General features: G+C 44.4%; 10 protein-coding genes. 3 read left to right on the forward strand and 7 right to left on the reverse strand.

Annotated elements, in window-relative coordinates; all coding sequences use genetic code 11:
- Positions 1-31 precede the first annotated feature (31 nt).
- Both EJ419_RS00825 and EJ419_RS00830 read right to left on the reverse strand, forming a co-directional pair.
- Complete coding sequence (locus EJ419_RS00825) at positions 32-1,780, reverse strand: hypothetical protein (RefSeq protein ID WP_131283025.1); 1,749 nt, start codon at positions 1,778-1,780, stop codon at positions 32-34.
- Complete coding sequence (locus EJ419_RS00830; protein ID WP_131283026.1) at positions 1,777-2,541, reverse strand: ABC transporter ATP-binding protein; 765 nt, start codon at positions 2,539-2,541, stop codon at positions 1,777-1,779. Before EJ419_RS00830 ends, EJ419_RS00825 begins: the two co-directional genes overlap by 4 nt.
- A gap of 383 nt (positions 2,542-2,924) precedes the next feature.
- Here EJ419_RS00830 and EJ419_RS00835 point away from each other — a divergent pair, with 383 nt between their 5' ends.
- Positions 2,925-4,124, forward strand: coding sequence for an SLC13 family permease (locus tag EJ419_RS00835; RefSeq protein WP_131283027.1), 1,200 nt, complete (start codon positions 2,925-2,927; stop codon positions 4,122-4,124).
- Between the two features lie 96 nt (positions 4,125-4,220).
- Here the strand turns inward: EJ419_RS00835 and dnaG are convergent, their stop codons facing one another.
- From dnaG to EJ419_RS00855, 4 genes are all read right to left on the reverse strand, one after another.
- Positions 4,221-6,254: a DNA primase gene (dnaG, locus tag EJ419_RS00840; RefSeq protein ID WP_131283028.1), complete on the reverse strand. Its 2,034-nt coding sequence runs from the start codon at positions 6,252-6,254 to the stop codon at positions 4,221-4,223.
- 157 nt (positions 6,255-6,411) lie between these two features.
- Positions 6,412-7,680, reverse strand: coding sequence for a deoxyguanosinetriphosphate triphosphohydrolase (locus EJ419_RS00845; protein ID WP_131283029.1), 1,269 nt, complete (start codon positions 7,678-7,680; stop codon positions 6,412-6,414).
- Positions 7,680-9,065 (reverse strand): alanine racemase, encoded by a 1,386-nt coding sequence (alr, locus tag EJ419_RS00850; RefSeq protein WP_131283030.1) that lies wholly within the window; start codon positions 9,063-9,065, stop codon positions 7,680-7,682. The genes EJ419_RS00845 and alr overlap by 1 nt, the downstream gene beginning before the upstream one ends.
- A 173-nt stretch (positions 9,066-9,238) precedes the next feature.
- On the reverse strand, positions 9,239-9,733 hold the full coding sequence (locus tag EJ419_RS00855) for an S-ribosylhomocysteine lyase (protein WP_131283031.1): 495 nt from the start codon (positions 9,731-9,733) through the stop codon (positions 9,239-9,241).
- Positions 9,734-10,082: 349 nt separating this feature from the next.
- On the opposite strand from EJ419_RS00855, the gene lacZ reads away from it, so the two are divergent.
- Together lacZ and EJ419_RS00865 are read left to right on the forward strand one after the other, a co-directional pair.
- Positions 10,083-13,241: a beta-galactosidase, LacZ type gene (gene lacZ, locus EJ419_RS00860; RefSeq protein ID WP_131283032.1), complete on the forward strand. Its 3,159-nt coding sequence runs from the start codon at positions 10,083-10,085 to the stop codon at positions 13,239-13,241.
- A 266-nt stretch (positions 13,242-13,507) separates the two neighbouring features.
- Positions 13,508-14,122, forward strand: a complete 615-nt coding sequence (locus EJ419_RS00865; protein WP_131283033.1) for a superoxide dismutase — start codon at positions 13,508-13,510, stop codon at positions 14,120-14,122.
- Between the two features lie 230 nt (positions 14,123-14,352).
- Here EJ419_RS00865 and EJ419_RS00870 read toward each other — a convergent pair whose 3' ends face one another.
- Positions 14,353-15,399, reverse strand: coding sequence for an LPXTG cell wall anchor domain-containing protein (locus tag EJ419_RS00870; RefSeq protein WP_131283034.1), 1,047 nt, complete (start codon positions 15,397-15,399; stop codon positions 14,353-14,355).
- Positions 15,400-15,544 lie beyond the last annotated feature (145 nt).

A 15,544-nucleotide genomic window follows, 5' to 3' on the forward strand; every position in this document is an offset into this window, starting at 1 on the left:
ATGTCACTTCCATCAGTACCTCAATCATTTTCTAACGCATTAATTGAGCAAATTCGCGCAGAGTTGTGTGAATCTTGAGTCGTCGTTTATCGAGAATGTAGCCGCCTAGCATATTTCCACCGATAAAGTACAGCACCGACACAATAAGCTGCACAATTAAAGCAGTAGTTATCACCATGCGAACTGAATTCCCCGTAGCCATACATATCCACACGGTTAGAGCTCCTGGGATAAAAAGTACAAATATACTAATCATCTGTATAAGAGGAACGAACATCTGCACACCGGTACGCCCCTGAGGACTTCTGATTGGTTGATCAGCCGAAGGCACCGGATACAGCAAGAGTGAGGACAATACAGGAGTTAGTCCGATGCCACCAAGGATAAAGCATACCGACAAAACCGTCAGAGCCCAGAAAATATCCATCTGCGGCACTACTCCTGGCACAGCAAGTACTATCACGTTGACAAGGATTTGCATAACAAGGGCGACGAATAATTGGAAAGTGCTACGCGCAAACCAATCAACACGTCCTTTAACTCCTGAATAGGTATGCATAATAAACGCCGTACCATCGTATGCCAGCATATTAAGACCCATCAAACACATAAAGTAACCGCTGAGCGGAACCGCGGCAATCATCACATGCATATCCCCTGTGGTAAATCCTTGGAAAGCGAAAATTGCAACAAAGAGCACTGGCAGGATAAGAGACATTGAATAACGCACATCTCTTACCCAGCTTGTAGCCATTCGCGCAATAATCGCACTGAACGGACTACGTACAGATGCACTATTAAAGATTCCCAATCCGCGCGGTTTGGCGGTTGATGTCTCTTCTATATTTGGACCCGCTACGATATCGCGATGCATTGCCCAATCAAAGCACCACATGAGTAGCGCCACTGTAGCTGCAAAAACTACAATGGAAATCACAACGAAAAGAGCACTCATTGAGTTGGCAACCACTAGTTTAAATGGTAACGCAACCATATTTGCTATTGGTAGCCATGATAGAAATACTCCGACTGTCCCAAACCACCCAAAATTCATGGTTTGAACAGAGTTAGCTCCTGGATTATCAATCCTATCCCCAACTTGACTTCCCATATAACCACCAATAAAGCTACTCGATTGAGACAATATGATGATTGCGAACACAAAAACAACTGTTACTGCATTACGAGCAGATTTATTACGAATTATTACCATTGCAAGCGTAGCTATCGTTTGAGAGAGCGCTGCTGCAAAAAATATAGTGAGTGCAGCGCATATCGCACAGATAATCCATATCCCTATGCCCGCAAAAATCCCATTGACAAATCGTTGACTAAGGAATCCAAGAACAGCCAGCAAGGAGAGATAAATAGCAACGCCACTTGGTGTGAGCATCTGAGAAACAATTAACGACCAGCGGATATTGGCACGAGGTACTCCACTTCGATAGAGCTGACGAGCACTCACACCGCCTTGCCCAAAGGCAACAAGCTGACCAAGCACAACGAAAACCACACCTAGTGTCCAGATACCAGCGATTACCGACGTTATCTGTGACAATTCACTGTCAGTTGGCTCGATGCCTCTCGCTAGGAAAAAACTACCTACCCATACTCCTACGACAAGTGCGACGCTCCATATACATCCGAGAACGAAAAGAATTGCTTGAAAAGCGGACTTATTTATCGTAGAAATCGTTAACGCCCACCTTAATTTTACGATAGACCAGATTTCACGAACATTTAATCGTCCTGCAGAAAAAGTTTGTAACGTATTTTTCACTCGTTGTCACCACCCTGGAGCCAATCAAGACGTGCAGCATCATGACGACCGCCCACGAGATCAAGGAACCGATTTTCCAAATCACTTCCTGCAGCTACTTCTTCTAATGTGCCTGCAGCGCGAACATTTCCATTGGCTATGACTGCTACATGAGAGCACATTTTTTCGACTAAACTCATCACATGTGATGAGATAACAACAGTTCCACCAGTTGAAACGTATTCCTTCAAGATATCTTTCAAATTAGCGGAGGAAACCGGATCAACTGCTTCAAAAGGCTCGTCAAGAAAGAGAATTCGAGGAGAATGAATCATCGCACTTGCAAGGCATATCTTTTTCTTCATACCTGTTGAATAATCCGAAACGAGTTTCTTCGCAGCTTCTGTAAGATCGAAAGCATTAAGCAAATCCTGAGCACGTCGAGTTACTTCGGTTTTATCCATACCACGCAATAAACCGGCATAAACCAAAAGTTGCTGACCGGTCAGTCGATCAAAGATCTCGTCCGCTTGCGGCATTACTCCCATGCGTGCACGCGCACTATCTAAGTTAGCCCACACATCGTCATCAAAAAGAGATACAGAACCATTCGTAGGAAGTAACATTCCAGTGCACATCTGTAAAGTTGTGGTTTTACCAGCACCATTAGGACCAACTAGTCCATAGAATGAGCCAGCTGGAATATCCAAAGAGATTCCATTAACAGCAACCTTCTTACCGTAAATTTTTGTTAGATTCTGCAAAGATAACGCAGAGGCCATGATAACTCCTTACAACTCTTCTCTCGCATGTAAATACGACTATATCATTCAAGTAACACAAATGATACGTGTATTTAATCTATCTCACGCTCTCCATTAAGCATGTCTATACGAAAGAAAAAATATCTTTTTTATAGTTATATTGTTTTATAAATCCATACAATTTTTATGGTTGCGATAGTTTAGGTCATACAAATTCTCCTCATTATTCACCCCTATCACCAACAGGATGTGTGTACATGTTTTGCTTCACAAATCATCACTGATTTTCTCTACATCCTAGCAAAACTAATAGAAAATTTACCACGGAATAAAAGAAAACGCTTACTTCCGCGCGCGAATTCCGCACATACAGTAGAATATCTAAGGATAAAGGAGATTTCATGGGCCAATGGCTAATTGAATGGGCGAAGAAAGAAGTAGTTCTTATCGTCGCTACACTTCTGGCAATCGTTTCGTGCTTTATAGTGCGACCTGATGCTCAGTATGCGGAATATGTCCACTGGAATACGCTCACACAGCTTGTGTCACTCATGCTTGTAGTAGCAGCTTTTCAACGTATCGGCGTTTTTCGCATCATCGCATCAAAACTATTGCAAAAAGCGTCCACGTCACGCATGGTCATTCTGGTACTTGTCTCTCTCACATTCTTCTCGGGGATGCTCGTAACAAACGATGTCGCTCTCGTTACTTTTGTTCCATTTGCGATTTCTGTGCTTATTATGGCTGGAAAAGATGAATGGGCTCCGCTAGTTGTCACGCTCATGACTCTTGGGGCAAATCTCGGCGCTATGCTCACCCCTATCGGAAATGCTCATAATCTCTATCTCAAAGCCCTTATCCAAATGCCAACGCTTGACATGATGGCAATCATGGCTCCTTATACCATAGCTTCTGCAATTCTTCTCATCATTACTATTTGGATTGCTTTCGACGGTAAATCCATGAAAGAGGTCACTTCAAGTTCTGATCTTGAAAAGTCGGTACTTGCTCCTTCTCCTGATAAGGCTCAACCTGACGAAATTCGCATTATGGGTTATGGTGCTGGTTATGGTGGTTGGCGCACATGGGTCTACTTGGCTCTCTTCGTTATCTGCCTTCTCGGAGTTGGAGACATCATTCCATTGTGGCTTATGATGACTATTGTCGTAGTTACGATGATTTTCACCGATTCTCGCGTTTTCAGAAATATTGACTGGGGTCTTCCTCTTACCTTTGCTATGTTCTTCATCTTTATTGGAAATATGAAACGCGTACCAGAGTTTTATTCGCTCGCTGCACATTTTGTGCAATTTGATCCACTTGATATTTCTGTACTAACATCTCAATTTATTTCCAATATGCCTGCTACCCTGCTTCTTGCCGGATTCTCGAATTCATGGACTGAGCTCATTATTGGAACGAATTTAGGTGGCTTAGGCACTCTGATTGCATCTATGGCTTCCTTGGTCTCTTACCGCAGTATCGTTTCTCGATTCCCTCATAAGAAGGGTAAGTATCTTGCTATTTACACAGGAATGAATATTTTGTTCTTGCTCGTATTACTTCCGATGGCGCATATTATCGTCGGATTAACCGCTTAAATTATTCATTTCTCGCCATCTAGCCCCAAAAGCCCGCGATGAGTTTATAAGAGACCTTCTTTATATGCATGAGCAACTTCTGAGACTTACTTGGTACTAATTGAGCCGAATGCCGTCAGCTCGTAGCTTCTCCAAATCTGTAATACGTTTGAGAATATCAAGCTTTTCGCCCTCGTTACTTACTCGATTCATGCGAAGACGTAGCTGTGCTATTCCACGCATAATATCGACGTCAATAAGTCTTTCAGATACTTGTGTCGCGTACTGAATTTGTGCTGGACTTGGCTCTGGTGCACCCTGAACTGCAGCCGCTTGAGATGCGCGAGAAGAACTAATCGAACTCTCTTCTTCAGGGATTGGCAATTGCATAACTGCCAAATCATCTATTACGGGCTTGAGCATATCACCGGCAGCTTTTGATAAATTATGCATCCACAATCCGGCAGTTATATCTTGACCTGGCAATCCTCCCGCGACAACAATTGCTCGGAAAAGATCTCGAAATACAGGTATCGCAAATGTTGATTCGGTCATACGATCAAAAATTCGCGAATCGAGAGCCCATGGCATTTGTACAAGCATTGCCATCATCTGCTGTTCAGTAGCAAAAACTGTATCATCAACACGATAATACTTTTGATTTTGCACATTATACCGTTCAAGAGCCTTACGATCTTGCGAAGTAGTAAAATCAGGTGAATTTTGCGCACCAGAGTTCCCGACAGTGCGAGAATACGAATACGCATCTTCATCGCGAACTCGAAGTGAGCGCCGTGCTGCCGAAACTTCTGCACGCATAGTGTCGATATCAATACCAATTTCACGTGCCGCGTTACGCGAATATTCACCAAGAAGTGAACGATCGCGAATTTGAGCAATAATAGGCGCAACCGCTTTCATCGCTCCCACTCGTCCCGCGGTATATTGAGTATCAAATCGGGTAATTGCCGTATGAATAACCCAATCAACCAGCGGTTGTTTGGAATCAACGAGCTGAATAATAGCATCGTTTCCGTATTTAATTCGCAAATCGCATGGATCCAGATTATCCTTTGCAATCGCGACGAAAGTTTGAGACAAGAAGGCATTATCCAATTGGAAGGCACGCAAAGCGGCTTTCTGTCCAGCAGCATCTCCATCGAAAGTAAAAACAACTCCTGAACCTTGAGTTGGGCCTACAAGTTTGAGAGCCCCCATAGAAGAGTCAGAAATAAGACGGCGAATTAGTTTGGCATGCTCCATACCAAATGCCGTCCCACATGTTGCTACAGCATTCGTCACTCCAGCTAAATGGCAAGCCATCACATCAGTGTAGCCTTCTACAACAACTACTTGCCGTTTTTCTGCAATCGTATTTTTAGCTAAATCGATGCCATATAACACGCGATTCTTATGGTAAAGAGCCGTATCAGCCGTATTAATATATTTTCCAGGATTAGTATCGTCATCGTAGAGCTTTCGAGCACCGAATCCAATAACTTGCCCTGTAGTATCGCGTATCGGCCACGTGGCACGACCTCGAAAATAATCGTAGACTCCCCCACGCTGATTTGGACGCGCAAGTCCCGCATCAATCATCTCTTGCTGAGTAAACCCATGCGATGCCAAATGCCTCGACAGTTCATCCCACCCACGTGGAGCGTACCCACAGCCAAAACGCTCACAATCGACCTGTGTAAAGTTACGACCACCTAATAACTGGCGAGCAGGGAGTGCTTCCTTCGTCATAAGCTGGCTCATAAAGAATTTTTGAGCGGCTGCATTTGCCTCTAATAAGCGCGAGCGCGTGGTTCCACGATGCTGTTGTTCTGCCATATGTGACGACTGGTCATAATGTAATTCAATATGATAACGGTCAGCAAGATACTGGACAGCTTCAGGGAACTCGATTCCTTCTGCACGTTGCACAAATTCAAAAACGTCGCCACCAAGACCACAACCGAAGCATTTCCAATGGTTATTTACTGTATTGACATTAAAACTTGGCGTTTTCTCATCGTGAAACGGGCATAATCCCTTATACGAATTCGTTCCAGCAGTTTGTAAAGTGACGGTTGATGAAACGATATCGTAAAGATCTGCTGCTTCTCGAACCTTCTCGATATCTTCCTTAATAATGCGTCCTGGCATTTCCCCTCACTTTACAATCCCGCGCTTGCCCAACTAGAAATGTATATCTAGAATACAGCACACACATGTCTATACATGCCATTTTTCTGCTAGCTTGAGACCTCGCATAAGAGCGCGCGTGACACTCATGTATAGCGATTTTTTCGTTGAGTTAACTTTACTCGCAGACAATAGCATGCAAACTCATAGCCGAATTATCAGTAAGACTTGCAACTTGATCAACCGCGACTCTCAATCTTTCGCCATCATTGCTTGCTTCCATCCAATCGTCCCAAAAAACAGGTTCAAGCAGATCACTTGGATGCGAGCCACTGCTCATCAATACATTTATCAGATCTTCAATTATTTTCGTCTGCTGATGACGGAACGATTCGTGCTCGCGTGGCTCTTGTACCGAAAATACCGATATGCCTTTAAGATATGTAATTTCATATGAGATTTCTTCAGGAACAACAACATTTGCGCTATATCGTGTCAGAGCTCCCTTGCCATATACGTCTCGTGTTACGCTTTCAACCGATCCCGCAAAACGACCGATTAATCCTGAGGTCACATTCTTAAGCATGGCTAAATCTCGTCGGGATGAATTGAATGCGGTAGGAAGCAAGCCTGATGAATTCATGCGCTTATAAGCTGCGATAAGTTTATCAGCATCCCATTGAGGCCCGTACCACCGTTGGATACTCTCAACGATTGCATCAATAACATCCGCTTCATGAATATCTTCGGCAGTAATTGCCATTCCCACAATAGCGTCTTCATAATCATGCACTGAATACGCAATATCGTCTGCTAAATCCATGATTTGCGCTTCCATAGGTTTAGCATATTGGGCGGCATGATTATCGCGCTTTAGCCATTCAAAGACAGGAAGATCGTCCTCGTATACGCAGAATTTATTTCCTTTTGAACCGTCTGGATGATGGAGACCTTGCTCATGCGTCCATGGATATTTTGTGGCTGCATCAAGTGCAGCACGAGTCAAATTAATTCCAGCCGACTGTCCATTTGGATGAAAAACTTTTGGCTCAAGCCGTGTGAGCAGTCTAAAGGTTTGAGCATTTCCCTCGAATCCTCCGATTTCGCGCGAAAGATTCATCAAGATTGTTTCACCATTATGTCCAAAGGGCGGATGTCCTAAATCATGTGACAGGCAGGCACAATCGACTACATCAGGATTACAGCCGAAGATTTCTGCAATTTGACGTCCAATTTGTGCTACTTCCAGCGTGTGAGTAAGACGTGTGCGCGCAAAGTCATCCGTTCCGGCGACAAGAACTTGTGTCTTGGCGCCAAGTCGTCTCAAGGCAGATGAATGCACCACACGTGCTCGGTCACGTTCGAAAGCTGTGCGATTTCGAGATTTTGAATCTTCTACTGCCCAGCGTTCCTGATCATAGTCGGTGTATCCTGCCTCAGTGTTCATTACGAAAGAACTCTCCCTGGTATAACGTTTTCGATAAGGGATATATCACTCTCGCTGAGTACTTCGTGAGCTCCCAAATAGAGTCGAGGGATACGGTTTCTCAAGCAAGTGAAAATCTCGTAGCTGATAGTGTCAGCGCTTCTCGCCCAATCATCAGCAGTAGGCTCTCCAAATACTGCTCCTCGACCCGGACCGAAGAGCAGGACAGTATCACCTTCGTGAATGCCCATCTCCTCGGCATTTCCATGAAGATCGAGAACCGATTGATCCATGCAGACACGTCCAGAGATATGTACAATTTTCGAATTTCCATCCCCTAACCGTACTTTTACTGGTCCGCCCATGTGTGAGATTCGCTGCGATCCTAATGGGTTAAAACCTGATGCACTACGATGAATACCGTCAGCATACCCCACAGGCATATCTGCTGTACTTGTATCGTGTTCGGTGATATATGTACGTCCGTACGAAATGCCATGTCCTGCCGGCAAATCCTTAATCGTCCCAAGCTGAGCTTGCAAAGTCATAGCTGGAGTTATACCGTAGTCGCCAGGAGTGCCCATAGCAGTATCCGGTTCATATCCGTACAGTCCAATTCCCGGACGCACAAGATCATAATAAATTTCTGGACGTGTCAGTGTAGCTGCAGTATTTGCAAGATGACGGACCTCAGGATGAATTCCTGCTGATTGCATAGTTTCAACCATGGTATTGAAGTTTGCAATTTGCATATTCGTCACATCCACTGCTTCTTCGCTGTTCGGTGCATCAGCAACGGCCAAATGGCTCATCACACCAATGACATCGATAAGACCATTTTCATGTGCAGCAACTAATTTCTCGATAGCACATGGAAGATCGTCACGTGTAAAACCGTTGCGTCCAAATCCTGTTTCCAACTGTACATGGACGCGAGCGCGCTTATGCTCCATGTGCGCGGCAAGAGCCACACGTTCAATATCTCGTAGTGAGCCTACAGCTATGTCGATATCTTCATGAATCAATTCGTCAAAGGGAGACATGGCTGCAGAAAACATCCATGCAAGGATATGGGCTCGTTCAGGAGTAATACCAGCATGCCGAAGATTCAATGCTTCGCGAGCTTGTGCAGTTCCTAACCATGTAGCTCCCCCCGCAAGCGCTGCAAGTGCTGTCGGTACTAAACCGTGGCCGTACGCATCCGCCTTAACAACACCCATAACTTCTGGAGCCTTCACACCTGCTTCCATCGCACGCTGAGCTGTCATATGAACCATATGTGACATGTTTGAAGCAAGAGTATCTAATCGCACAAGCGCTTGCGCAGGATAGTGCTTTAGCGCGTCCTCATAGAGGGACTGTCCAGCATCGGATAATTGTGGAAGGTCTACAGCAGTAAGAGTCATTATGTATCGTCTCGAATAACTTGTATCTTAAATAACTTATTTTTATTAATGTTATCGCTTTGTTTTTTAGGTGTGTTACTCGATCCCCCTGAACGCGAGTAACACACCACGTGATATTACGTTTTATATCTTTACGTAATATCTTAATATCTTAATATCTCTACTGAGGTTTCTTACTCGACAACCTTACGTTCAAATGCATCTGAGCTAATGCCTTGGCTCAAAATGAGCTTGCACCATTCTTTTGCTGTAAAAAGCGAATGATCCTTGTAATTGCCACAAGTTTCGATAGTTGTGGCAGGAACATCTTCCCATTGGGCTTCAAAAGCAATAAATTCCAAAGATTCTTTTACAGCACGAGCGATATCCTCAGTAGAATGCTCACCCCATGCTAAAAGATGGAAACCGGTGCGGCAACCAAATGGAGAGCAATCGATATAACCAGGAATGCGCCTGCGCAAAGTAACAGCAATTGTGTGCTCAATAGTATGCAGACCACCAGTAGGAATAGCATTTTCGTTTGGCTGAACGAGACGCACATCATAATTGGAAATAACGTCGCCATGTGGACCACTTTGTGTATCAATAAGACGAACGTATGGAGCCTTTACGGCAGTATGATCAAGGCTAAAGCTTTCTGGCATGACGTCCTGTGTAGGTTCAGTCATTATCCCATCCTTTACTGTAATCTCGCAATATTTCTACCCATATAACCGTGATATATCCAACAATCTGATATATCACACAAATGAGCTTTCCTTAACGAGAATTCATGTGTTTGACATTCATTATTATAGGTGAGATACCGAACGTATGAGTGAGCGTGAGCGCAAGGGGTTTTTACATACTTGAGCGAACGAAATTTGAACAGAAATCTTACAAGTTTTTTATATAGATGCATAAGACATTGATACTATAAATTTAGACATTTACTAAACCTTACTAATTAACACTTTCACATCACATGTAGTACTGTGAAAATATCTCTCAATGAGGAGTACATAAGGAGAAACAAAGATGGCACTCACTACCCCGCATATTCTTGCATCTAAAACCCCAGACCCAACATGGATTACAGACCCATCAGTGTGCGCAGTAAACCGCATAGAAGCTCATAGCGATCATCATATTTATGATCCTTCTGGACTACCTTTACGACATAGTCTCGATGATTCACACGGAGCGTGGAAGGCAAGCCTGACAATTCATAATGATGAATTTCTTAAGCGAATCGACCATGCATCTGCTAAACGCGCACAAGAAGCACTAGAAGAATTAGGCGGAGACATTCACAAAGTTCGAGTTCCAGGACATCTTCAATTAGATGGATTACTCAAGCCACAGTATGTCAATCAACAGTATCCTTGGGACGGTCACGAAGGAATTACCGCTCCCGAAATCCCACAGAATAATCACGTCGGAATTTATGCACGTGATTTTGAACTCACAAGTAGAGAATTGCAAGCACTTGAGAACTCAAGTGAGCGTATTCATCTTACATTTGATGGTGCTGCGATAGCAATTTACGTATGGCTTAATGGGCAGTTTATTGGTTATGCTGAGGATTCTTTTACTCCGAGTGAATTTGATATTACAAACGCCCTTGAAGATGGCACAAATACCCTCGTTGTAGCATGCTATGAATTTACTACTGCTCATTGGTTAGAAGATCAAGATTATTGGCGCTTGCATGGCTTGTTCCGTAGTGTGCATATGGATATCATTACAGCAGCACACGTAGAGCATATAAACATACACGCTGATTTTGATTCACTCACTGAAATTGGCATCCTTGATGGAAATATTCATATCATTCGTCACTGTGAGGATGCAATTTCAGCCCGCTTAGACGTCTTTGATAATGCGGAAAATCTCGTTGTTTCACATTCATACAGTGTAAGTGAGAGCGATACAGTAAAGATACATCACGATATCAACTCTGCACATCCATGGAGCGCAGAAGACCCTTATCTTTATATTATGCGAGTTACTTTATTAGATTCTTCGCATAATATCGTCGAAATCGCTGAACAAAAAATTGGATTCCGCCATTTCGAAATTGACCCACACGATCATGTGATGAAACTAAACGGTAAGCGCATTGTTTTCAAAGGCGTTAACCGTCATGAATTCGCATCCGATTGTGGCCGAGCGCTACGTGAAGAGCACATGCTGTGGGATATTAAATTCCTCAAGCAACACAATATTAATGCAGTACGTACAAGCCACTATCCAAACCAGACTCGTTGGTATGAGTTGTGCGATGAGTACGGAATTTATCTCATTGATGAAACCAATCTCGAAACACATGGATCATGGACTGACGCATTTGGAAAGGTCACTGCCGAACGCGCAGTTCCGGGCTCAAAAATGGAGTGGCTCAACCCTGTCATCGACCGCGCTCAGTCCATGTTTATGAGAGATCGCAATCATGCGAGTGTGCTCATCTGGTCGTTAGGTAACGAATCGTATGGCGGAGACGTCTTCACTAAAATGTCCGAATATTTCCATGAAGTCGACACTCGCCCGGTTCACTATGAAGGAACAACATGGCTTCGTGAAAATGATTTTGTCACGGATATAGAGTCCCGTATGTACGCTCACGCTGATGATATCGAGAAATATCTCCTTGGTACTTCCGAGCTCGGCGAACCTCTTAAACCATATATCTCATGCGAGTACATGCACGCAATGGGCAATTCTGTTGGTGATATGAAGTCCTACACTGATTTGGAAAAGTATCCACTGTATCAAGGCGGATTCATTTGGGATTACAGCGATCAGGCCCTCGAACAACAGCTTGCAGATGGTTCTACTCGCTTGACCTATGGTGGTGACTGGTATGACCGACCATCTGATTATGAATTTAGCGGAAATGGCATAGTTTTTGCAGATCGTACTGTTACAGCGAAAGCCAGCGAAGTCAAGGCTTTGTACGCCAACGTGAAGATTCAACCAACTCTATCAGGTGCTATTATCGCCAATGATAATCTCTTTACTTCTACATCTGACTACATTTTCGTCGCGAGAGTGCTCATCAACGGTGAAGAAAAGTGGCATAAAGAGTATCGTTTTGATATTCCAGCGCAGAATCGTTCTGAAGTAAAAGTTGACTGGCCATCGCTTAACAATTTCGCACATGAAGAACCTGTCGAGCTAGTCTACGAGCTGTCACAAACATTACGCGATTCCAATGCATGGGCACTTAAAGGATTCGAATTAAGTTGGGGTCAGCTGATTGTTCCTGTAGAAACAACCACAAGTACAAAGAGCTTGAGCTCAGCATCGGCGAAAGCAACAATCGTTGACGACTACTGGAACCTAGGCCTACGCACGCACGATGCCGAAGTCCTCCTCTCGCGTCAGCACGGCGGACCAGTAAGTTTCAAACGTCTGACACAAAGCGACGATATGATTATTCGTCGCCCACAGCTCACTACATGGCGCGCGCTCACTGATAATGATCGTGGATATCAAGCCGGCTTTACTCGCGCTCAGTGGCTTGCCGCCGGTCGATTCGTACGCATGATTGATCAGAATTTCGACATTAATCGAAATGATTCAACTCTTACAGGGACTTACACGTTTGAATTGGCAAACCCGAGCAAAACTCATGTAACGGTACGTTGGGAAGTTGATTCCTCGGCACGTATACATCTGACCGCAACATATCCTGGCAGCGATAAAGAGCCTAGTAATCCGCTGGCTTTCGGCTTGGAATGGATGCTTCCAGCTACATACACACACACACGTTTCTATGGATATGGCCCGCATGAGACGTATAACGACCGCTTGAATGGTGCGAAACTTGGAATATGGGAAACGACTATTTTCGATGACGTACAGCCATATCTTATGCCACAAGAAACAGGAAATCACGAAGGTACTCGTTATATAGAGCTCACCGATACTCATGGACATGGCATACGAGTAAGCGCTCATGGCAATAATCCATCACACGCTTTTGCATTTAGTGCTTTGCCTGTAAGCTCTGCCATGCTCGACGAGGTTCAGCATCAAGAAGAATTACCACCGCATACCCATACTTTCTTGCGACTCTTAGGCGCACAGCAAGGTGTAGGTGGAGATGATTCGTGGGGCTCTCCGGTTCATTCTTCATTCGAAATTGATGCGCGAAAGCCTGTGATATTAGATTTAGATATTGATCTGCTGTAAAATACACAGCTATAACGTTTCAAAGTCCTCTCTGTCACTTCTCTTCTCGGTAATATTGTGAGAAGTGGCAGAGATTTTCTTTAGGTTAAAGTTATAGGAAAGTACCATCTGTTTTCTTCTGTCGGCGACTACTCACTACGGATGTATGTAATCGCTCACCATGAACTACACATAATAGCGTGATATATCACACATTAGGCAGCGAACAAGCTTGTCATATGAGAAAATAGATTTAACGAATAAGTCCACGAGATTAAGGATGACCCATGGCTATTTATACTCTTCCAGAGCTGCCTTACGATTATGCCGCTCTTGAGCCTCATATTTCTGGCAAAATTATGGAACTTCACCACGATAAGCATCATGCAAATTATGTAGCAGGTGCGAATGCTGCTCTTGAACGTCTTGAAGAAGCTCGCGATAAGAATGATTTTGCTGCAATCAACTTGTGGGAAAAGAATCTTGCATTCAACCTCGGTGGCCATATAAACCATACTTTCTTCTGGAATAACCTCACTCCAGAAGGCAAGGGTCGCCCTGATGGCGAGTTTGGTGAAGAAATCACTAAGCAGTTTGGTTCATTCGAAAAGTTCCAAGCTCAGTTCACCGCTGCAGCACTCGGTCTTCAAGGATCTGGATGGGCTGTACTTGCATGGGATGCATTGGGTGACCGCCTTGTTACGTTCCAACTTTACGATCAGCAGGCGAATGTTCCAGTAAATATCGTTCCACTCGTCATGCTCGACATGTGGGAGCACGCATTCTACCTCGATTATGTCAACGTTAAGGCAAATTACGTTAAGGCATGGTGGAATATTGTCAATTGGGATCATGCAGCTCAGACGTGGGCAAAGGCAAAAAGCAATTCCCCAATTCTCTAAAAAGCTGTGCAGTAGTGCTGCCCTATCACATTTCAGCACTGCTATCAATTAAATTCAAGGCGAGGCGTACAGGCTTCGCCTTTTGCATACCGTTTGTATAACTGTAGCTTCAAAAAGCAAACGGGTTCTTTTCGCATCTATAGCCAAAAGAACCCGCCGGATATTGAGATTATGAGAAGAAAGATTTTTGTTTAATGTCTCATAATTAGACACTAAACGTGAGGGCTATCTTAGTGACGCTTACGAAGCTTAAGAGCTACAGCAGCACCACCCAAAATAGCAAACATTGCTAGACCTGCAATCGCAGCAACATCAGAACCAGTCTGAGCAAGCTTGTCGCCAGCCTTCTTGGTGCTCTTAGCTGCAACTGCATTCATCTTCGCAGCCTTAACTACAAGCTGAGCCTGTGCTAATGGCTGAGTAGAACCACGCTCTGTCAATACAACGTGATGTACACCAGCTGCAGTATTAGCTGGAACAGTAATAGTTGCTGAGAAGGTATCGCGTCCACCAGCGTGGAAGTCTACAAGACGAACAGGTGTAGAGCGAAGCCACAGAGTGTACTGCTTAGTAGAGTCCAACCCCGAAAGGCTTACTTCAACCTTATCTCCAGGCATTACTTCACCCACAGAGAGAGTTACCTTTTCGGTAGCATCAGCAGGAACTGGCTCATCCTTTGGAGCGTCTTTATCAGCTTCTGGCTGTGCAGGATCTGACTTGTGTTCATCCTGAGATGATTCTTGAGTCTTAACGATCTCCTTCATCATGCCCACAGAAACCATGGTGTCATCCGTCCCAGCAAACTTATAGCCTGGCTTCAAGATTGCATAGACCTGACCTGTCTGAGGGACATACTGCCATGTGTAACCTTCACCTGGTTCTGGCAATGTTCCATTCTCAGTAGCTTGTGGAGCTGCTGGTACTGGAATTTCCTTCAATGCTGGTGCAGGAGTCGGCTGCTCTGGCTCCTTTGGAAGCTCCGTAGCTGCAGGATAATCAGCACATTGTGCAGATCCTTCAGGGAAAGCATAACCAGCCTTTGCAACTGCAAATACTCGACCAGCTACACGTACCCAATCGAACCCTTCCCCACCCTGTGGAAGAGAGCCTGTAGCAGTAAGGGTTGGAGCTGCAGGGCACTCAATGCTCTTTACTGCTGGTGTAGCAGGTGCGACTCCATCTTCCGCGTGTGCGACAGCTGGCATCAAGAAAGCCATGCCCGTAAGCATTGCTGTCGTAGCCAAGGCTGTAACACCTGACTTGATAATTTTATTCATTTATTTCTCCATCTTTCTTGTATCTCATCAGGACGCACTTAACCTCGCAACGACTTATGTTGCTCAGTATCGTGTTATTAGTTGTTCATATCATCGCAGATATTCGACTAATACTCCGCACTTCTCTCGTGCGTCACATGGCGAG

Origin of the sequence: Alloscardovia theropitheci, assembly GCF_004332295.1 — a bacterium.
Taxonomy (GTDB): domain Bacteria; phylum Actinomycetota; class Actinomycetes; order Actinomycetales; family Bifidobacteriaceae; genus Alloscardovia; species Alloscardovia theropitheci.

Excerpts from the sequence above, each read along its gene's own strand:
- EJ419_RS00830 (WP_131283026.1), bottom strand. The coding sequence starts at position 2,541 with ATGGCCTCTGCGTTATCTTTGCAGAATCTAACAAAAATTTACGGTAAG.
- EJ419_RS00835 (WP_131283027.1), top strand. The coding sequence starts at position 2,925 with ATGGGCCAATGGCTAATTGAATGGGCGAAGAAAGAAGTAGTTCTTATC.
- dnaG (WP_131283028.1), bottom strand. The coding sequence starts at position 6,254 with ATGCCAGGACGCATTATTAAGGAAGATATCGAGAAGGTTCGAGAAGCA.
- EJ419_RS00845 (WP_131283029.1), bottom strand. The coding sequence starts at position 7,680 with ATGAACACTGAGGCAGGATACACCGACTATGATCAGGAACGCTGGGCA.
- alr (WP_131283030.1), bottom strand. The coding sequence starts at position 9,065 with ATGACTCTTACTGCTGTAGACCTTCCACAATTATCCGATGCTGGACAG.
- EJ419_RS00855 (WP_131283031.1), bottom strand. The coding sequence starts at position 9,733 with ATGACTGAACCTACACAGGACGTCATGCCAGAAAGCTTTAGCCTTGAT.
- lacZ (WP_131283032.1), top strand. The coding sequence starts at position 10,083 with ATGGCACTCACTACCCCGCATATTCTTGCATCTAAAACCCCAGACCCA.
- EJ419_RS00865 (WP_131283033.1), top strand. The coding sequence starts at position 13,508 with ATGGCTATTTATACTCTTCCAGAGCTGCCTTACGATTATGCCGCTCTT.
- EJ419_RS00870 (WP_131283034.1), bottom strand. The coding sequence starts at position 15,399 with ATGAATAAAATTATCAAGTCAGGTGTTACAGCCTTGGCTACGACAGCA.